The organism is Rhodococcus sp. 05-340-2, from assembly GCF_002258915.1.
In the GTDB taxonomy this organism is placed as follows: Bacteria; Actinomycetota; Actinomycetes; order Mycobacteriales; family Mycobacteriaceae; genus Rhodococcoides.
In genome coordinates this window covers 19152-36856 of the sequence record NZ_NOYU01000028.1, presented here as the reverse complement: position 1 = coordinate 36856, position 17705 = coordinate 19152, and the positions used below count along the sequence as shown (strand labels likewise).

Genomic DNA, 17705 nt, shown 5'->3' with positions numbered 1-17705 from the left:
GCTGCAAGGTTCCTGTGAGCCGAACGCAGGGGGTGTTCGCATCTAAAGGAAGCTAAGGCTAACCTATAGATTCTGATCGCCGAGCTACAGGACTTTCATGACTCATCGCCTCACGTTCCGCTTCGCTGCAGTGCTCACCGCCGTGGCGGCCGCATCCATCGCACTGGCCGGCTGCAGCTCGTCCGCTCCCGCCGAGAGCCCGATCGACTCACCGTCCGCCGGCTCGTTTCCGCTGACCGTGCACCACATGTACGGCGACACCACGCTCGACGCGGTGCCCGAACGGGTCGCGACGTGGGGATTCGGCACCACCGATGCGGTGCTCGCCCTGGGCGTCGTCCCGGTGGCAATGCCGTCGGCCGAATACGGCGGAGGTGACGATCTGACCTATCCGTGGGTGTCCGACACGATCGAGTCGCTCGGCGGTCCTGCCCCGGTTCTGCTCGACAACGTCACGGACGCACTGTCGGTCGAGAAGCTTCTCGCCACCGACCCCGACGTCGTGTTGGCTCCGCACTCCGGACTGACCCGGGCCGAGTACGACGCGGTGACCGCTGCCGGCGTTCCCGTCATCGCCCCGCCCGAGGAACTGTGGTCGACGCCGTGGCGCGACGTCATCACCACGACCGGTGATGTTCTCGGGGTCCCCGAGCGCGCACGCGATCTCGTGGCCGATCTGGACCGCCAGGTGCAGGACGCAGGCGCTCGACATCCCGAATTCGACGGCCGCACAATCGCATACGTGTCCGAGGCTGCCGACGTGTACTACCTGCTGTTGCCGTCGGACCCACGAGTGGAGCTGCTCGAGAACCTCGGCTTCGTCTCACCGGCATCGGTGACCGACCTCGCGACCGACGATGCGACCTACTCGACGACCGTCTCGGCGGAGAACATCTCGAAGATCGACGCCGATGTGGTGTTCACCCAGGTCGATACCGAGGACGCCCTGCAGCAGTTCCTCGATTCGCCTGTCTCACGGCAGATTCCGGCCGTTGCGGCAGGTGCGGTCGCCGGATTCGTCGGGCAGGAAGCCGGAGCTGCTGTGGGCCCGACGGCACTGTCGATTCCGTACTTCCTGCCGACACTCGTCGACGGACTCGCCGAGGCTATCGCGGTGTCCGCAAGCTGACCCGAACCACCGCATCGCGCAACGTCTTCGAGTGCACACCCACACCGCCGACGGTCCTGGAACGCTCGATTGCGGTGTCGATGTGCCACGAGGAGGCGTCGAACAGGGCGGTGATGTCTTTCGCGGTGACGGTGGCCTCGTGCGGCGGTGTGCCCTCGTGTGAATGATGGTGTCCGCCATCGTGCAGATGCCCGACGATGAGCAGCGAACCACCCGGCGCGACCCACTGCGCGATGTGTCGATAGAACTCCAACTGTGGAATCGACGGATGCGCGTAGTGGGTCATCACCAGATCCCATCGCTCGGTGGGGTTCCAGGTCGTCAGGTCGGCTTCGATCCAGGTGACGTCGACCCCTGCTGTCTGCGCTTGCCGCGCGGCGGACTGGAGGGCGGCTGCGGAGATGTCGGCGCCGGTGACCTGCCAGCCTTGCTCGGCGAGCCAGATCGCCTCCCCGCCGGCACCGCATCCTGCGTCGAGCGCGGTACCGGGTGTCAATCCGGCTGTTTCCTCCACGAGATACGGATTCGCGGCGACGGTATGGGATGTTCTGTCATCCCAATGGTGCTCCCAGTAGTCCTTGTCGAATGCGTGAGTCATCGATCGTCCTCTCCCGGTGTTGTCCCGGTATCAGAGTGACAGCCCGTTCCGTGATATAGCAAGCATTTTTGCCGCATCAGCAAATACGGCGTGCTGTCTCAATGAGGTGCGTCGGTGATCATTCGATTGCGGCCGGCGCGCTTGGCCTGAAACATCAGCGCGTCAGCTCTGTCGAGTGTGTTGCGTAGACCCTCGTTCGGACGCTGGAGCGTGTACCCGGCCGAGAACGTCACCCCCGAAGGCGTGGTGGCGGCGGCAAGGGCCTCGAGTGAACGAAGAGCACCGCGACGATCGCAATTGCGCAGAGTGATCACGAATTCCTCTCCGCCCCATCGTGCCAGGAGTCCATCGACGCCGATGCAGCTGCGGGCAGTCGACGCGAAGTCGCGGAGCAACGCGTCGCCGGCTGCGTGGCCGAAGTGATCGTTGAACTGTTTGAAGTGGTCCAGATCGAGAACCGCGACGACTGTGTCGACCGAATCACCGTCGACGACGGACACCGCGTAGTCCGACCAGCCGCGACGGTTGAGTGCCCCGGTCAGTTGATCCGTTCGGGACGCACGCAGGATGCCGTCCTCTATTTCCTTTCGTTCGGTGATATCGAGAGCGGCAGCGAGCGTCCACTCGGCATCGGACGGACCGGTGAAAGGAACCAGAGTCAGGAGAACCCAGCGAATCTCGTCGTTGGGTCGAACGAACCGCACCTCGACCTTCACGGATTCTTCCGCGGCCGTCCCGGCGGCCATCAGATCCTCGACGCTGCCGTGGAGCGGAAGGTCGTCCGGGTGAGTGTGCACCGTCGCGGATCGACCTATCAGTTCCGACGAGGTCAAGCCGACGAGCTCGCAGTAGGCGGCATTGACGTCGACGAAGAGCCCCTCGGCGTCGGAGAGAGCTTGCGCCACGGGGCTGGAGGCGAACATGCGCCGGTACCAGTGATCCTCCACGACGCAACGCCCCGCTTTCTCCCTCCCGCATCGAGAGTCTAGTCCAGCTCGGGTCGGGCCCAGCGGCACGCGCGCGTGTGCGAAACCGGGCGTTCTCGCGACCGATCGGCGCCGTCCAGGGATTGGCACTCTCAACCGTCGAGTGCCAAAATGGAGGCACATTCTCACTCGAAAGGAGTCCGCAGTGACCGTCACCTCTCCCCACTTCGATACACGTGATTCGGACGACGACATGCCACCGAAGTGGTGGAACCGACGCATCCGTACCCGCGCTCAGGTGACCGAGATTGCCGTCATGTTCGGCGCGCTGTCGATCGTCTCGTTCTGGGCTGCCGGGCTCGGCATCGCGGCAGGACTGATCGCCGTCGCTTCCGCGCTGTGGGCCGATCGCAGCCCCGATCTCGCAGGGGAGCGAGCCGAACGCTCCGACACCGCCTTGGCCGTCGGCACCGGAATTCTCGGCATCGTCGTCGGCGTCGGATTTGTTGTGATGGTGTTGCCGTATTGGTGACGTGACCCTCCTCGAGGCCGGTCGATCGCACAGCGGTCGGCCGGTTTCGTCGTTTCGAAGAGAATTTCCGTTTTATCTGCGACGGTCCGTTGCACTAACGCATTTTATGTGTGACGCTGTGTTGCGTACACATTGTTCGGACGCAGGCGGAAGGACCACCATGACTGCAGTCGACGACGCACGAACGCTCTACCGAGACAACCTGCATGCACTGTCGACGGCATCGGTGCATCAGCACTTCGACGCCTTCCTCGACATCCCGTGGGATGAGCCCGAGTACGCGATCGTCCCCAACGATCCACGCTGGGTACTTCCCGACGAGGATCCGCTCGGCCACACCGACTGGTACAAGTCGCGTCCCCTGGACGAGCAGATCCACATCGGCATGTACCGCCAGGCCAGCATGGTCAAGGTCGGCCTGCAGTTCGAGCAGATCCTCATCAGCGGACTCATGCACTACGCCCTCACGCTGCCGAACGATTCACCCGAATTCCGGTACTCGACGCACGAGGCGACCGAAGAGTGCCACCACACCCAGATGTTCCAGGAACTGGTGAATCGCATCGGCATCGACGTGCCGGGCGGGCCCGCGTGGTTCCGCAAGATCGTGCCGGTGCTCGCACTGTTCGCGAGCCGATCGGCACCGTTCGGATTCTTCGTCGGCGTCCTCGCAGGAGAGGAGCCGATCGACCACATGCAGAAGGGAATCCTGCGCAGCGGTGCGGTGGGGCACCCCCTGGTGATGCGCGTGATGCAGATCCACATCGCCGAAGAGGCGCGGCACATCGGCTTCGCGCACCAGTACCTCAAGCACAAGGCACCGCGGCTCGGACGCGTTCAGAAGGCGTCGATTTCGGTTCTGATGCCCGTCATCATGCGAATCCTGTGCGACATGATCATGAAGCCCAGCAAGCAGATGCGACGCGACCTCGCCATCCCCGACGATGTCGTCGACGCCGTGTGGTGGGACAGCGAACCGTCACGAAAGGCATTGCGCGACACCTTCGGTGACGTGCGGATGCTGGCCGACGAACTCGGAATGATGAACCGCGTGTCCCGACGCGTGTGGCGCGCCCTCGGTATCGACGGACGTCCGTCGCGCTACCGCAGTGAGCCGTCGTTCGGCTGAGTTTCCTCGACGACGCTTTCGAGGGGCACCTGCGGGATTTCGATCCCGCGGGACGCTCCGAGTCCCTTGACCTGCAGCCAGATGGTGTCGGCCAGGAACGTGGCGAAATGATCCAGGCCGGTCCGTGATTCGGTCTGCCCGCTCCAACTGCGCACCGCACCCATGCAGCCGGAGACCAGGCCTGCCACCCACGGCCGCACCAGCGACCAGTCGTCGGCGGTCAGGTCCGCGTGCACGAGTGCCAGGAACGCGGCGACGCTCACCTCCAACTGCTCGGCCAGCATTGCGTTGGTCTCCTCGAGGGGAGTCGGTGCCTCGGCACTGACATCCTGCTCAACGAAACGCGTCCACGCGGGATGCTCGGCAACCCACCGCACGTAGGTGCTCACCACGCGATGGACCACATCGCGAGGCGTTCCGGTCAACGCGAACGACGTGACCAACGTGGCCGTCAACTCCGAGCAGATGGCCCGCTGAATGGCCGTGTCCAAGTCGGTGCGATCACGGAAATGCCGGTACAGACCGGTGCGATGCACCCCGGCCTCGGCGGAAATCTGAGCGGTGGTGAGCCGCTCACCGGGTGCGATGTCGCGCGCCAGCACCGTCATGGCGGCGTCGATGATATGGCGTCGACGATCGGTGTTGTGCTGTTCCCAACGCCGCTTACGGCCATCGGACTTCGGGCGTGGGCCACCGTCACTCATGCTGCATGTTCTCACGTCCGCACTGGTCGAGGCTGTCAGTTGCTGCGTTTACGAAGCGCAAACAGAACACCGGCCGCACCCACCGCGACGACGACCACCGCAATGATCCAGATCGGAAAGCCGCTGCTGTCTTCGGTTTCTTGGGCGGCGGCGGTCGGGGTTGTTTCGGTAGGGGCTGGGGCCGCTGCTGCCGCGGTTGCTGCCGACGTCGGAGAGGCTTGGGTGAGTTGGAACGGAATGCTGCCGGTGATCGGATGTCCGTCGGCGGAGACCACTCGGTAGCCGATGTTGTACTCACCCGCAGCGCCGAGCCCGTCCAGATCTACGGTCACCGTACTGCCGTCGACGATGGGATCCGATGCTGCCCAATCGATCCCATCGGGTGCGATGACGGTGACGGTGGCGAAGTTCGACTGCACGGACTGATTGAACGTCAGGGTCACCTCGTCCGGCGCGGCGTCGAGCATGGAGTTCTCGGCAGGATTGCTGGACTGCAGAGACGCATGAGCAGCTGCCGGGGCGACCGACAGTGCCGTCGCGGTGAGAATGGCGGCTGCGATAACGGCCAGGCGTTTCATCGGGTGCTTTCTTGTTGTGGTGCAGGGTTATTCGTGCGGGGGCTCGCCGGTGACCTTGTGGTCGGCGAAGTTGAGGCCCTCACGCACGAGACGGGCGAGGTGACCGTCGGCCAGGCGGTAGATGACGTTGCGGCCGTCGCGTCGGGTCTCGACCAGTCCGGTGAATCGGAGCTTGGCCAGATGCTGGCTGACGGCGGTGCGGGAGGTTCCGGTGGCCGTGGTCAACGCGCTGACGTCGGCGGGGCCTCGGTCGAGTAGCCAGAGGATGTGCAGTCGGGTGGGGTCCGAGAGCATCCGAAACGTGTCGCTGGCCGTGGCCAGGCGGGCGGAGTCCGGTTCGACGGCATGGTCGAGGCTGATGCGCGGTTCCTTCTTCGGTGGCATCGAACGTCGTCTCCCTACGCGGAGACGACCACCGACATTCGGGAGCGACTCCACAGGCGTGCTGCGGACAGTGCCGCAAGTGTAGCCAAGCCCGTGAGCACCATCGCCGCGGTGAACAGCCCGAACCGGGCACCGACCCAACCCGCAATCGGATAGGTGAGCAGAAACGCCGCGTGCGACAACGAGAACTGCGCTGTGAAGATGGACGTCCGAGTGCTCTCGTCGGATTCACGACGCAGAATCCTCGCCGACGGCGTGTTGATCATCGACGTCCCGACGCCCAGCAGCGCCCATGTCGTGGCCAGTGCAACCCAGGCGGCCGACCCTCCGTGCAGGGTCGCCACCAGTGTTGCTGCGGCAGTTCCGGTCGCGGCTACTGCGGCCCCGGTGAGCATGAGGGTGTGATCGCTGATGGATCCGAGGGCTCGCGGGACGAACAGTGCCGCGACCATCGAACCGGCACCGTAGACGCCGAGAGCGATGGCCAGCTGGCTGCTCGATCCGCCGAACAGATCGCGGACATAGACCACGGAGTTGACCACCACGAGAGCCGTCGCTGCGGCGACCACCGTGTTCAACGTGAGCAGTCCCTGTAGTTCGGGATTTCTGACGAACGTCGCGATGCCCGAGGTCGGTCTTCGGGTCTTGGTTGCGAGGTGTCTCGGTAATGCGGTGCCGAGCACCAGTGCCGCGGAGGCGACGAACCCCAGAGCTGTGCCGACGAACAGCGTGTGGAAGCCGATGACGGTCAACAAGGCTGCGGCGATGAGCGGGCTGACCAGAGATTCGAGGTCGTAGGCGAGTCGCGAGAGCGTCAACGCGCGGGTGTACTGCTGCGCGTCGGGCACCACGGACGGAATGACCGCCTGAAAGGTGGGAGTGAAGGTGGCCGACGCGGCCTGCAGCACGAAGATCAGCACGTAGACCTGCCACACCTGATCGACGAAGGGCAACGCCAGCGCGGTGAGTGCTCTGACGACGTCGGCGGTGACGAGCACGAACCTGCGGGGAAGCATGCTCGTCAGTGACGAAACAATAGGAGCGACAAACACATACGCGATCATCTTGATCGCCAGAGCGGTGCCGAGCACAGCGCCGGCGGCACTTCCTGCGATGTCGTACGCGAGCAGCCCCAACGCGACCGTGAGCAGTCCGGTGCCCAGCAACGCGACGACCTGCGCGGTGAAAAGGCGTCGAAAAGCGATGTTGGCGCGAAGCATGGGTTCAACGTACACACATGTGCGCACTTGCGCACTGATGGGATCGGTGTTCGTGTTGCAGGCCGATCGCGATATATTTCGGTACCGTTCAACGGTCGGCGTCACAAGTGAGGTGGTTCATGACCGTTACGCGAAACGCATCGAACGAGGTGATGCGCCGTGCCGTCGATCGTTTGCCGTCGATGATCGGGTACTGGGACAGCGCGCTCCGGAATGTGTTCGCCAACCGCGTGTATGCGGATTTCTTCGGAATCGAACCTCAGGACTTGGTCGGCAAGCACATCCGAGAACTCCTCGGTGAGACGCTGTACGAATTGAACCTGCCGTACATCACCGGTGTCCTCGCCGGTGAGCAGCAGCAGTTCGACCGGACCCTCATCGACGTCAACGGTGCTGTGCGCGTTACTCAGGCAACCTACGTTCCCGATATCGTCGACGGTGTCGTCGTCGGGTTCACCGCGTTGGTCGTCGACGTCAGCGCGCGCGCCGAGGTCGAGCGTGAGCGCGATCGCGCGATCCGGCTGTTCCAGAACGTGATGGAGAACGCCCCGATCGGCAAAGCGGTGATGACCCGCGACGGACGATGGCTCCAGGTGAACAAGGCCCTGTGCGAATTGCTCGGCTACACCGCAGAAGAATTGCGACAGAAAACCTTTCGCGACATCACGCACCCCGACGACATTCCCCTCGCCGACGAACACCTCAAGGGATTGGCCGAAGGGACGCTGACGAACGTGGCGTCGGAGAAGCGATACATCCGCAAGGACGGTGCGACGATCTGGGTGCAGCGCAACGTGACCGTGGTGCGCGACGACGAATCCGGCGACGTGATCATCGCGCAGATCCAGGACATCACTGCCCGCAAAGCCGCCGAGGCGTCACTCGAACGCCAGGTGCTGATCGACGACCTCACCTCACTGGCCAATCGCCGACGCCTGATGTCCGAGTTGCATGCGATGAAGGACTCCGCCGACGGTCGTCCGGTGGGAGTGCTCTTCGTCGACGTCGACGCATTCAAGTCCATCAACGATCGATTCGGACACGCGGTGGGTGATCGAGTGCTCCAGGCAATCGGCCGTCGCATCCTGGACAACACCCGATCCGATGACGTCGCCTGCCGTATCGGCGGAGACGAATTTGTCGTCCTCCTGCGCAGCGCCCGCTCACGCAACGGTGTCGAATGCCTCGCCGACCGAGTTCGGGGCCTCCTCGCCGGCCCCTACGACATCGACGGCACCGACATCCCGGTCTCGGTGAGCGTCGGATGGAGCTGGGAACCGGCCGCCGACCCGGACCAACTGCTACGAATGGCAGACGAGCGAATGTACTTGTCCAAGCGCGCCTGAGATCCGGATCGATGGGGGTGCGGGGCTGGTGGGGTGCGGGCTGGGCCGGTTCTTTCGCAAACGCGCGCGCAGTTGTCAGACGCGCGGGGATCAGGCCCGAATCGGACGCGATCTTGCGCGCGTTCAGCAAACGCGCGCGCGTTTGCGGACGTGGTCACGACGTCAGATCGATCTCGGTCCCCACTCCGGCGGCGCGGGCGCGCTGGACGACCAATTCTGCGACCGCAAGATCCTCGAGCCCGATGCCGGTGGAGTCGAAGAGCGTGATCTCCGCGTCGGTCGATCGTCCGGTCTTGCGGCCGGTGATGACATCGCCGAGTTCGGTATCGAAGTGACTGTGGTCGACGGCCCCCTCGGCGATCGCCAGCAGTGCATCACCCGACTTCGACAGGGCTGTGGCGGTGCTGTCTACCACCACCCTCGACCGCGCCATGGCAACACCGTCGACCTCGCGTTCCCCCGGGCGCGGTGCGGCTCCGACCACATTGAGGTGAGTGCCCGCATGCAACCACTCCCCGAACAGAATCGGTTCGACGGAGGGAGTGAGCGTGCAGACGATGTCGGACTGTCGCACCACGTCTTCGACCGATACGGCGTGTTCGATCTTCAGGTCCAAGTCCGCGATGTTGTCGCGAAACCGTTCCACCGTGTCCGCGGATCGCGACCAGACGACGACGCTCTCGAGCTCGCGGATGCTGTACAGCGCACGGACGTGTTCGACGGCCAAATTACCTGCTCCGATTACGCCCACGACGGAGCTGTCTGCACGTGCGAGGTGCGCAGTGGCCACGGCACTGGCGGCGGCCGTGCGAATCGCCGTGATCGCCCGGCCGTCGAGTACGGCGACGCACTCGCCGGTGCGAGTGGACGTCACCAGCATGGTCGAGCGCTGCCGGGGTAGGCCGCGTCCGCGGTTCCCCGGCAGGTCCGACAACACCTTCACTACTGCGAGCTCGGCGGTACTGGACTGCGCCACCATCGGGATGATTCGACCGTCTTCGGTGCCGTCCATCGACGGCGGAGCCGGATTCTGAGCGGTGCCCGTGGACAGGTCGCTCAGGGCGCGCTCGACCGCATCGAACACTTCCGTGCGGTCGAGCAGCGATGAGATCTCCGAATGACGCAGTACCAGTGCCATGGTCAGCCGACCGTCGTCAGTTCGGCGGCGTCGACGACGCGAGAGGTGACCAGGTCCGCGAACGGCGGCGCAGAGCGAACCATGCCTTCCTCCTGCAGGATTCGCATCCAGCGGTCACTGGCGTCACCGTCGATACGAACGGTGTCCCAGGTCTGCGACTGCTGAATTCTGGTGCATGCGGCAGAGAGCGTCGGCATCGCGATGGTGGGCCAGTGCTCGGCCAGCAGCGGTTGCAACTCGCTGACCGGGGTGGCCTTGACGGTCGCCATCGCGGCGTCGAGACCCGTCGCGAACTTCACGAGACGCTCTTCCAGTTCCTCGAAACGATCTGTGCGGCAGTAGTACACGCTGTTCGGTCCGAGTCCGCCGACCTCGGCGTATTCGACGACGATGTGGCCGGTGCCGCGATCGGACATGATCTGCGCGGTGGTGATGTCGAGAATGATCGCGTCACCCAGGCCGTCCTCGAACAGTTCGACGAACATCGGCGTCGACAGGTCACGGAGGAAGGTGGTGCGGGACGAGTCGACTCCGCTCTGGCGCATCATGCCTGCGGTGATCGCATACGGTGCACTACCACCGATGCCCGGAGCCAGCACGGTCTTTCCGGTCAGCATGGACCAGTCGAATCCATCCGGTGTCGGTTCCCGCATGACGAGGGCTTTGGGGAACTGGTGATTGAGCTGCGCAAAGACGGTGAGCTGTCGTGATGTGCCCCAGTACATTCCGGGGACCCACAGGCCACCGAGTGCGATATCGGCTGCGCCGCTGGCGAGGTCGTCGAGCACGCCGGTCCATGGATCGCAGGCCTTCGCGTGAACGGACAGGCCGTTGTCGGCAAAGAGCCCGGCGTTGTCTGCGTAGTACTCGGGAAGGTAGTTCAGTCCGTGTGCAGTAGCGGAGATGGACAAGTGATCGGTCATGGTGTTCTCTACTTTCTACGTTGTGCAATCGAGTGGAATTACGCTGCGACGAGCTCCTTTTCGTTCACCGCCTCCAACGATCGGCCGAAGGTCTCCGGGCCGAACTTCGCGGCGACGACGAGGAGGGCATACATGCCGGCGATCATCATGAAGACCCCGGCTACACCGGCGATGTCGAAGAAGAACAATGCGGCGAACGGCATGACGGCTCCTGCCACATTGCCGATTCCGTTGACCAACGAGGTGCCCATGCCGCGGATGGACGTGGGGAACAGCTCGGGAGTCCATACCGAGAGCATCGTGTTGAGCATCATCGTGAAGAACTGGAAGATCGCACCGAGGATCAAGATGGTGGCGACGCTGTTCGCCAGGGTTGCGAATGCGACGGCGGAACCGCAACCGAGAACCGCAGCGGTCATGACGGTAGGACGGCGGCGGACGCGTCCGGCCAAATAGCATGCGGCACAGGCTCCGAACAGGCTACCGACGTTCATGATCATCGTGAACAGCAGCGAATCGGTGAGTGAGTAGCCGCGGGAGACCAGCAGGATGGGCATCAGGAACAGCAGTGTGACCTGCGCACCGAAGGACATCCACGATGCGGCTCCCACCGCTGCTGTGCGGCGCAGATTCTGACCCTTGAACACCTCAGCGTAGGACGTCTTCTCCGTGGAAGGCAACACATCGTCCGCGGTGACGAACTGCTTTGTGGGACCTGGGTTTCGGAGTCCGGAGATGGAGCCGCTGGCCAACCTGGTGAGGCTGCGGTTGGCGTCGTCGATCCGGCCCTTGGACATCAGGAATCGCGGGGACTCGGGCAGATACCGACGGAAGAAGACCACCAGTACGGCCGGCACCGCGAGGATGACGTAGGTCCAGCGCCACGAGGTGTCGTCGCCGCCGAGCGCTCCACCGAGCGGGCCGAGTACCAGCATGAAGAAGCCGAACGAGGCGATGTTTCCGATGCCGCCGGACGAGATGTTGAGTGTCGCCAGCAGTGAACCGCGGTGTCGGGTCGCAACGAGTTCCGCCAAAATGGCCAAGCCGACGGTGAATTCGCCACCGAGACCGATGCCGACGATGAAGCGGCTGGCGAGCAGCATCTCGTAGCTCACCGCTGCGGCGCTGATCAGACCACCGAGCGAGTAGACGAGGAGGTTGAGGCTCAACGCAGTTCGACGTCCCCAACGGTCGGCGATGTAGCCGCCGATGAGGCGTCCGACGAGGCCGCCGATCACGGTGGCGGTGTTGATGAGAGTCAATTGAGCATTGCCGATTCCGAGTGATTCCTTGATGAGCGGGCCCATCGCGCCGGTGGAGTTCTGCTCCAGGCTGTCGAAGAACAGTCCGGCCATCAGCAGGAGGACGACAGCACCTTGGACGCGGGTGAAGCCGATGCGATCGAGGGCGTTGGTCAGGCCCGACGCGGGGGTCGGCGGGAGGGGAGTAGGTGGAATGGATTCCGAGGTAGAGGCAGACATGGTGTGCTCCAGCGGGCTGGCAGGCACCGGCAACGGATGTTTTCCGGTGAGTCGCCTCTCGTAACTCTCCGAAACGACTGCCTAATTTGTATACAAAAAGTGTGTCATCTTGGTTATCTCCCGCTACGAATGTGTTAAGGCCTTGATATATCGCTCAAATCGTATACGACTTGGCGGTCAGGCTTCGCTGTGGGTGCCGGTCTCGTCGCGCTTGAGGTGCTCGTCCATGAGAAAGCCTGCTTGTACCGGAGAGCCGTTGAGAATCGCCGCCGCCAGGGCCGAGTGATCGTGGACGGACGCACCAGGATCGTGACCGAGTCCCCAGGCCACCCGACGATTGACCCCGGCCAGCATCTCCCGCAGTTGATCGTTGCCTGCCGCCATCGCGACCAAGTCGTGGAACGGCGGGGTTGCATTCGGGGTGGGTGCCTGTGTCCTGGCCCTTTCGATGACTGCAGCAAGCTCGTCGGCGACCGAGCCGCCCCTGTTTCTGGCGGCAAGCTGAGCGGCCAATACCTCGAGCCCGTGACGAACTTCGAGGAGCTCTTTGTTCTCCTTGTGCAGCGTCGTCGAGACGGTTGCGCCTCGATAGCGAACGATGGTGACGAAACCTTCGGCCTGGAGCTGCGCGAGTGCTTCCCGCACAGGTACCCGAGACACGCCGAACGACTTGGCAATCGACTCCTCGACCAGCCGCTCACCGCCGACGCGACGGCCGGAAAGAATCTCGTCACGCAACGTCTGGGCAATCGTGCCGCCGGGAGATCCGCCATCTGGATACACGAGGTGGAGTCTAGATCGCGTAGTCGCAAGCACGCCGTCTACGAGGGGTGCCCTCGTCGGGGCTTGTCCTCGTACCCGTGGAGAAGAAAGCCGTCGGAGCGGGAATCACGTCCGAAATCCACATGGCGTCGGATCCGACTCAGCTCAAAGCCGTGTCGGCCGAGCACCTAGCGGCGGGGCGGGGGTGGGCCCGCGTTTCTTGCGTGAATCGACTCGATACGCGATGTAGAGATAGAGGAATCCGGTGATGGCGCCGCCCAGGCATCCTGCGGCAATATCGAGGGCCGTGGAGCCCGAGTCGATCATCGAGTGGATCAGAAGGAAGCCGAGACCGACTGCGGGGACAAGCGCCAGAGCATGGATGTAATCGGCTCGGGTTGCGCCGCACCTTTTGCTCAGAGCGCCGGTCATGACCCACTCGCGAAAGGGCTTCTGCATCTCGGCCTCCGACCTCGCGTGGTCCACTTTGCCCGTTTCCCTCACCATACCGGATGGTTCGCGACGCTGAGGATGTCATGGGAGGGTGCAGGTATGCGTGCTCTGGTGTTCCTCGCGGTCCTCGCAATTCTGTACAAGTGGCCTCTGTTCGGAGACAACCCCGGCCAGTGGTCGGCACTCCTGCAGGGCGTCATGTTCGGCGCGATAGTCAGCACCGCGGTGACGCCTGCGGGATGGAAGGCGATCCGACGCATCAGGGGTCGACTCGATGGCTCGTACAGTCCGCCCCCGTCCCCACGGCGGTGAAATCGGGTGCAACCGACCGCGCTCAGCGCGGCTGGCTGCACCGGATTCGATCGAGGGTTTCGGTAATTTCGGCGATCACGTGATCCATGCGTTCGGTCAGGTCGGCCCAGGTGTAGCGAAGGATCGTCCAGCTCGGGCTGATGCCGTTCTGCCTGCTCCGATCCCGTTGGAATGCATCGTGATCGGAGTGGAATGCCCAGCCGTCGATTTCGATGGCCAGCATCTCGGCGAGGAAAGCTATGTCGAGTTCGTATTCGCCCCATCGATAGTTGACCACCCAGCCGCTGATCTTGCGGGCCCGGAACTCTCGGATCAAGAGACGCTCTCCCTCCGAGCGGGCACCGTTGGCTGCTACCTTCAGCAGCCGCTTCGCCTCGGGAGCGCCGGTGCGACCTGGGTTTCGTGCATGGGCCTGTTGCAGTCTTCTGAGGTTGGTGTGTCGCTGAAGTGCACGATCCATGATGTGCGCCTTGCCTATCGAGGCTTCGAGTACGGTCAGTTCGAGAGACGTGACCTGAAGTCCGCGGCGCTCGACGATGTCCTTGCTGTGGATATCGCGTCGGCGGAGTCGGCATCCTTCGGCGCGGCTTCGCCCCTTGCGCGGGGTGGTGACTTCGATGATGCTCGGGGTCTCGGAGATCACCCCGTGCCAGAAGGCCGCGGCTTCTCCGCTGAGCACAGCGTTCGGTCCTGCACCCCACACAACGCACCGAATGCGCGCGTCCGCAGTGAACGGGCGATCGACGACGAAATACACCCCGCGATGAATCGTTCGCCACGCACCCGCTCGCACCGAGCGGTCCACAGCATCGCCGCTCAGGCCGCACATCGCCGCCTGCGCGCGGGTGATCACGCCGTCGTGCTGCGCCAACCATTCATCGAGCATGTCCACTTGGACGTTCACTGCGCTGGAGCGGTTCCACAGTGCGAATCGGGTGCAATGAACCGCGCTCAGCGCGGCTGGCTGCACCGGATTCAATCGACGTGGAGCTGTGTGTTTGAGTCATTCGCATGGAATGGGTCGCCAAGGAGCTATGTGTGGCGGCGGCCAGTGGTGCGTGCACGGCTGCGGTCCTCATTTGGTCGAGTGCCAACGGTCGGTGGTGGGACCTGACCCTCCCGGCTGTGATCGGCGGAGTGGTCGGACTGATGGTCGGCCTGGTCGCGGTCGCAGGTGGGCACTACGCAGTGCGGACTGCGGCGTTCTGGCCGCCGCGGACTCGCAACCGATGGAGGCACCGTTTCGCGCTGTGTTCGGCAGCGGCCGTGATGCTGGTGGTTGGCGGACTGCTCGCATGGACCGAGGCGGCCTCGGGAAATCCTTCTCTGCACCCGGAGTCGTTGATAATGCTCGGAACACTGACACCGGTGAGCTACGTATTCGCGTATGTTCTCGCGCCCTCCCGTTTCGGTAATCCGGTCAGTGAGAACGTCCAGACCTGCTGAGTTCGGTCGACTGACCCCAGAGCGAAAGCGCTAAAGGACGCTGCGTCGGGCCGGTCACGGTGTCCACCGGCAATCTCTGGATGATGGGCGACAACCGCAGCGGCTCAGCCGATTCCAGGGCCCACCGCAAAGACGAACTGGGCGGCACGGTGCCCGTTGGAAATGTCATCGGCAAAGCGCGCCTGATCGTTCTGCCTCCCTCGCGATGGGGCACCATCGAGTCGCCGTCGATCCAGGAACACTGATCAGAATCCGAGATCTCGCTTGCGGCGCTCGCGTTCGAGTCGACGTTGCTCTTCTGCGCGCTCTCGGCACTGCCGAAGAAATTCCGCATCGGCATCGGGATTCTGCGCGGCCTGACGACCGGGGCGCGTTTCGTACTCCGGGAACGCAGAATTGATCGCCCGCCGGTTGCCGCCGCCGGGACCTCCCCAGATTCCACCCCCGATCGGACGACCCGCGAACAGCCACGCCAACGAGCCGGCGAGCGGAAGAAACACCACCAACAGCAGCCACACGATCTTCGGGAGGAATCGCACTCCACCGTCGTCGGCCGTGATCACGTCGATCAGACAGAACACCCACAGCAACATCACCAGCAAGCCGAGATACGGCATGTGATCCTCCATGTTCGAGACCGTTCGGTCTGATGTACCGAGGATCGTAGCGGGATTGTCGCGAATTCAACAGACGTGGCCCGACGTCTGTTCGTCGACGGAGAGGGGCGACCCGCCGCCGCCCTTCTGTTCGCCGGGAGCTTCGTGCCCGAAATATGTTCGACGCATTCACGGCCGAGTGGAAAACGTTGTACGCCAACATGGGTGGGCACCCCGGTGTACCGGGTTCGAGAACGACGAGGCAAACCGGTTCTTCGATCGACATCCGAAGGTAGACACTCCGGAGCCCGCTGACAGCCGGAATCGGGTGCAGCTGACCGCGCTTACCGCGGTCAGCTGCACCCGATTCGGATTGCAATTGCTTCAGCCCACAGGGCAACCGGCATCACGTCGACACCCCGACCAGCGTCACAGCAACAGTCAGTGGCCTTGGGAGTAGATGAACAGCGACGACTGTCGTGTGTTCCTGGTGAGCAGGACGGTCACAGGGTCTGCCGTCCCCTGAGCGGGACGCGAGGTGGACAGCATCTCGGGTTCGCAGGTCATGCCCAGAGCAGTCCAATTGCTCGTCGATGCAGCGGTGCACGTGACCGGTTGCAGCGGCGGATAGGAAGGGTTTGCCGCCGAGAGCGCCACGTCGTCGCCCCACTCGCTCGATGCGTCGAATCGCGCCCACCACGCGGGCCGGCCGACGAACTCCGCGTGAGTGAAGGCCTGAACGAACTCGAAGCCACTCGGCACCTCGAATGCTATGTCTTGCAGACCGTGCGACATTTCTTCTCGGTCCATGGACCTGCGTTCGCCAGGCTCGAACGAACTGCACGACGCCGTGAAAATGACGACGAGCGCCAGCAGGCGACGTGTCTTCCCCGAGTTCTTCATGCGGGAGGGGAGCTCAACCGAGACAATGACGCTCACGCACTCATCGTGCCGCGCGGCTCGATGATTGGCGCGGAATCAGCGTCGGGAGCGCCATTTTCAGGGGAGTCGAGCCGTCGTCACCGTTGAGCAGTATCTCCATTGCGGTTCGGGCTATCTGGTCGAATGCGGTGCGAACCGATGTCAGGGGGACCGGCAACAGTTGGGCGAGCGGGATGTCGTTGTAACCGACGAGTGAAAGGTCCTCTCCGACAGCAAGATTGTGTCGATGCGCTGCCGACAACACTCCGAGGGCGAGGTTGTCGTTGGCGGCGAACACGGCGGTCGGGCGGCCTGTGCCGTCGAGCAGATCGTGTCCTGCGCGTGCACCGGCTTCGATTCCGTAGCCGGTCTCGATGGTCCACTCCGGGCGCGGTTGCAGGCCGGCTTCGGCAAATGCCTTGTGCGCGCCCGCCAGACGGCCGACGGCGCTGGAGGTGAACAGAGGGCCTGTCAGCACTGCGATGTCGGTGTGGCCGAGATCGATGAGGTGACGAACCGCCAGATATCCGCCTGTCTCGTCGTCGCCGATCGAGGACGGGCTCTTGCCGTCGGTTCTCAAAACCAGGACGTGCGGAATTCCGTTCTCGCGGAGATGGCTGGGGAGGGGGTCGTCGGTGCGGCTCGTGGCGAGAACGACCCCATCGACATTGCGTTCGAGAAGCGATTGCGCGGCGTTCCATTCGTCGGTGGGATCATCGCCGCTCGTCGCGACGACGGCGTGGTAGCCCTCTTTGCCCGCAGCCCTGTCGATGGCCTCGAACATCAACGCCATCACGGTGTCCGAGAGGCGGGGCACCAGGACGCCGATGGTGGCGGTGGCACCCCGCCGCAGATTCGACGCGAACGTATTGCGCCGATACCCGAGGTGCTCGGCAATCTCGCGCACCCGGACGGCTGTCGCGGATCGGGACGGTGCGACACGGTCGTCGAGCACGCGGCTGACGGTCGAGATGCTCACCCCGGCAGCCTTGGCGACGTCACGCAGCGTGACGGCGTCCGTTCGCTCCGTCGAGAGCCCGCTTCGGGTGGAACGCATGTGCAGTTCCTGACTGTTCGTTGAACTCCTGGTACCGCCGAACTTACAGATCGCCAGCCTGCGGCGCATG

At 63.8% G+C, this 17705-nt stretch carries 21 protein-coding genes and 1 pseudogene; 7 read left to right on the top strand and 15 right to left on the bottom strand.

What is annotated here, in order from left to right:
* The first annotated feature begins 97 nt into the window (after nucleotides 1–97).
* The gene (locus CH271_RS19495) at nucleotides 98–1129 is read left to right on the top strand and encodes an ABC transporter substrate-binding protein (protein WP_094634660.1); all 1032 of its coding nucleotides are present in this window, start codon (nucleotides 98–100) and stop codon (nucleotides 1127–1129) included.
* Here the strand turns inward: CH271_RS19495 and CH271_RS19490 are convergent.
* Nucleotides 1107–1727 carry a class I SAM-dependent methyltransferase gene (locus CH271_RS19490; RefSeq protein ID WP_094634659.1) on the bottom strand — a complete coding sequence of 207 codons (621 nt, stop codon included), beginning with the start codon at nucleotides 1725–1727 and terminating at the stop codon, nucleotides 1107–1109. The two genes, CH271_RS19495 and CH271_RS19490, sit on opposite strands and share 23 nt — an antisense overlap.
* A 98-nt stretch (nucleotides 1728–1825) precedes the next feature.
* Nucleotides 1826–2836, bottom strand: coding sequence for a GGDEF domain-containing protein (locus CH271_RS19485; RefSeq protein WP_256986473.1), 1011 nt, complete (start codon nucleotides 2834–2836; stop codon nucleotides 1826–1828).
* 22 nt (nucleotides 2837–2858) lie between these two features.
* On the opposite strand from CH271_RS19485, the gene CH271_RS19480 reads away from it, so the two are divergent.
* Complete coding sequence (locus CH271_RS19480; protein WP_094740088.1) at nucleotides 2859–3185, top strand: hypothetical protein; 327 nt, start codon at nucleotides 2859–2861, stop codon at nucleotides 3183–3185.
* Nucleotides 3186–3345: 160 nt separating this feature from the next.
* A complete protein-coding gene (locus tag CH271_RS19475; RefSeq protein ID WP_094634656.1) occupies nucleotides 3346–4314 on the top strand; it encodes an AurF N-oxygenase family protein in 969 nt (322 codons plus the stop codon).
* Here the strand turns inward: CH271_RS19475 and CH271_RS19470 are convergent.
* The 4 genes from CH271_RS19470 to CH271_RS19455 are packed head-to-tail and all read right to left on the bottom strand — an operon-like array spanning nucleotide 4287 to nucleotide 7200.
* A complete protein-coding gene (locus tag CH271_RS19470; protein ID WP_094634655.1) occupies nucleotides 4287–5018 on the bottom strand; it encodes a TetR/AcrR family transcriptional regulator in 732 nt (243 codons plus the stop codon). The two genes, CH271_RS19475 and CH271_RS19470, sit on opposite strands and share 28 nt — an antisense overlap.
* Before the next feature lie 35 nt (nucleotides 5019–5053).
* On the bottom strand, nucleotides 5054–5596 hold the full coding sequence (locus CH271_RS19465; protein WP_094634654.1) for a copper resistance CopC family protein: 543 nt from the start codon (nucleotides 5594–5596) through the stop codon (nucleotides 5054–5056).
* A gap of 27 nt (nucleotides 5597–5623) precedes the next feature.
* Nucleotides 5624–5980 (bottom strand): ArsR/SmtB family transcription factor, encoded by a 357-nt coding sequence (locus CH271_RS19460; protein WP_032396178.1) that lies wholly within the window; start codon nucleotides 5978–5980, stop codon nucleotides 5624–5626.
* A gap of 14 nt (nucleotides 5981–5994) precedes the next feature.
* The gene (locus CH271_RS19455) at nucleotides 5995–7200 is read right to left on the bottom strand and encodes an MFS transporter (protein WP_094634677.1); all 1206 of its coding nucleotides are present in this window, start codon (nucleotides 7198–7200) and stop codon (nucleotides 5995–5997) included.
* 119 nt (nucleotides 7201–7319) lie between these two features.
* On the opposite strand from CH271_RS19455, the gene CH271_RS19450 reads away from it, so the two are divergent.
* Nucleotides 7320–8546, top strand: coding sequence for a GGDEF domain-containing protein (locus tag CH271_RS19450; protein WP_143546079.1), 1227 nt, complete (start codon nucleotides 7320–7322; stop codon nucleotides 8544–8546).
* 154 nt (nucleotides 8547–8700) lie between these two features.
* On the opposite strand, the gene CH271_RS19445 is transcribed toward CH271_RS19450, so the two are convergent.
* From CH271_RS19445 to CH271_RS19425, 5 genes are all read right to left on the bottom strand, one after another.
* On the bottom strand, nucleotides 8701–9684 hold the full coding sequence (locus tag CH271_RS19445; protein WP_094634652.1) for an ornithine cyclodeaminase family protein: 984 nt from the start codon (nucleotides 9682–9684) through the stop codon (nucleotides 8701–8703).
* A gap of 2 nt (nucleotides 9685–9686) precedes the next feature.
* Nucleotides 9687–10607, bottom strand: a complete 921-nt coding sequence (locus tag CH271_RS19440) for an ABC transporter substrate-binding protein (protein ID WP_094634651.1) — start codon at nucleotides 10605–10607, stop codon at nucleotides 9687–9689.
* Between the two features lie 38 nt (nucleotides 10608–10645).
* Entirely contained in the window at nucleotides 10646–12088 is a 1443-nt protein-coding gene (locus CH271_RS19435) for an MFS transporter (protein ID WP_256986472.1), read from the bottom strand.
* Nucleotides 12089–12265: 177 nt separating this feature from the next.
* Entirely contained in the window at nucleotides 12266–12871 is a 606-nt protein-coding gene (locus CH271_RS19430; RefSeq protein ID WP_179274699.1) for a GntR family transcriptional regulator, read from the bottom strand.
* A gap of 144 nt (nucleotides 12872–13015) precedes the next feature.
* Complete coding sequence (locus CH271_RS19425; RefSeq protein WP_143546078.1) at nucleotides 13016–13309, bottom strand: hypothetical protein; 294 nt, start codon at nucleotides 13307–13309, stop codon at nucleotides 13016–13018.
* Between the two features lie 93 nt (nucleotides 13310–13402).
* Between CH271_RS19425 and CH271_RS19420 the strand changes: the two genes are divergently transcribed.
* Entirely contained in the window at nucleotides 13403–13615 is a 213-nt protein-coding gene (locus tag CH271_RS19420; protein ID WP_143546077.1) for a hypothetical protein, read from the top strand.
* Between the two features lie 22 nt (nucleotides 13616–13637).
* Here the strand turns inward: CH271_RS19420 and CH271_RS19415 are convergent, their stop codons facing one another.
* A complete protein-coding gene (locus CH271_RS19415) occupies nucleotides 13638–14501 on the bottom strand; it encodes a type IV toxin-antitoxin system AbiEi family antitoxin domain-containing protein (RefSeq protein ID WP_094634675.1) in 864 nt (287 codons plus the stop codon).
* 152 nt (nucleotides 14502–14653) lie between these two features.
* Here CH271_RS19415 and CH271_RS19410 point away from each other — a divergent pair, with 152 nt between their 5' ends.
* The gene (locus tag CH271_RS19410) at nucleotides 14654–15061 is read left to right on the top strand and encodes a hypothetical protein (protein ID WP_143546076.1); all 408 of its coding nucleotides are present in this window, start codon (nucleotides 14654–14656) and stop codon (nucleotides 15059–15061) included.
* A gap of 29 nt (nucleotides 15062–15090) precedes the next feature.
* Nucleotides 15091–15306: pseudogene (locus tag CH271_RS19405) on the top strand (S26 family signal peptidase); the annotation flags it as partial.
* Here the strand turns inward: CH271_RS19405 and CH271_RS19400 are convergent.
* The 3 genes from CH271_RS19400 to CH271_RS19390 form a co-directional block, all read right to left on the bottom strand.
* Entirely contained in the window at nucleotides 15307–15678 is a 372-nt protein-coding gene (locus tag CH271_RS19400; protein WP_037194160.1) for a PLD nuclease N-terminal domain-containing protein, read from the bottom strand. It abuts the pseudogene before it with no gap.
* Between the two features lie 420 nt (nucleotides 15679–16098).
* The gene (locus tag CH271_RS19395) at nucleotides 16099–16596 is read right to left on the bottom strand and encodes a hypothetical protein (RefSeq protein ID WP_143546075.1); all 498 of its coding nucleotides are present in this window, start codon (nucleotides 16594–16596) and stop codon (nucleotides 16099–16101) included.
* Between the two features lie 4 nt (nucleotides 16597–16600).
* Nucleotides 16601–17635 carry a LacI family DNA-binding transcriptional regulator gene (locus CH271_RS19390; RefSeq protein ID WP_143546074.1) on the bottom strand — a complete coding sequence of 345 codons (1035 nt, stop codon included), beginning with the start codon at nucleotides 17633–17635 and terminating at the stop codon, nucleotides 16601–16603.
* Nucleotides 17636–17705 lie beyond the last annotated feature (70 nt).

Excerpts from the sequence above, each read along its gene's own strand:
- CH271_RS19415 (WP_094634675.1), bottom strand. The coding sequence starts at position 14,501 with ATGCTCGATGAATGGTTGGCGCAGCACGACGGCGTGATCACCCGCGCG.
- CH271_RS19490 (WP_094634659.1), bottom strand. The coding sequence starts at position 1,727 with ATGACTCACGCATTCGACAAGGACTACTGGGAGCACCATTGGGATGAC.
- CH271_RS19460 (WP_032396178.1), bottom strand. The coding sequence starts at position 5,980 with ATGCCACCGAAGAAGGAACCGCGCATCAGCCTCGACCATGCCGTCGAA.
- CH271_RS19465 (WP_094634654.1), bottom strand. The coding sequence starts at position 5,596 with ATGAAACGCCTGGCCGTTATCGCAGCCGCCATTCTCACCGCGACGGCA.
- CH271_RS19455 (WP_094634677.1), bottom strand. The coding sequence starts at position 7,200 with ATGCTTCGCGCCAACATCGCTTTTCGACGCCTTTTCACCGCGCAGGTC.
- CH271_RS19420 (WP_143546077.1), top strand. The coding sequence starts at position 13,403 with ATGCGTGCTCTGGTGTTCCTCGCGGTCCTCGCAATTCTGTACAAGTGG.
- CH271_RS19475 (WP_094634656.1), top strand. The coding sequence starts at position 3,346 with ATGACTGCAGTCGACGACGCACGAACGCTCTACCGAGACAACCTGCAT.
- CH271_RS19440 (WP_094634651.1), bottom strand. The coding sequence starts at position 10,607 with ATGACCGATCACTTGTCCATCTCCGCTACTGCACACGGACTGAACTAC.
- CH271_RS19390 (WP_143546074.1), bottom strand. The coding sequence starts at position 17,635 with ATGCGTTCCACCCGAAGCGGGCTCTCGACGGAGCGAACGGACGCCGTC.
- CH271_RS19450 (WP_143546079.1), top strand. The coding sequence starts at position 7,320 with ATGACCGTTACGCGAAACGCATCGAACGAGGTGATGCGCCGTGCCGTC.
- CH271_RS19435 (WP_256986472.1), bottom strand. The coding sequence starts at position 12,088 with ATGTCTGCCTCTACCTCGGAATCCATTCCACCTACTCCCCTCCCGCCG.
- CH271_RS19485 (WP_256986473.1), bottom strand. The coding sequence starts at position 2,836 with ATGTGCCTCCATTTTGGCACTCGACGGTTGAGAGTGCCAATCCCTGGA.
- CH271_RS19470 (WP_094634655.1), bottom strand. The coding sequence starts at position 5,018 with ATGAGTGACGGTGGCCCACGCCCGAAGTCCGATGGCCGTAAGCGGCGT.
- CH271_RS19425 (WP_143546078.1), bottom strand. The coding sequence starts at position 13,309 with ATGCAGAAGCCCTTTCGCGAGTGGGTCATGACCGGCGCTCTGAGCAAA.
- CH271_RS19445 (WP_094634652.1), bottom strand. The coding sequence starts at position 9,684 with ATGGCACTGGTACTGCGTCATTCGGAGATCTCATCGCTGCTCGACCGC.
- CH271_RS19495 (WP_094634660.1), top strand. The coding sequence starts at position 98 with ATGACTCATCGCCTCACGTTCCGCTTCGCTGCAGTGCTCACCGCCGTG.
- CH271_RS19400 (WP_037194160.1), bottom strand. The coding sequence starts at position 15,678 with ATGCCGTATCTCGGCTTGCTGGTGATGTTGCTGTGGGTGTTCTGTCTG.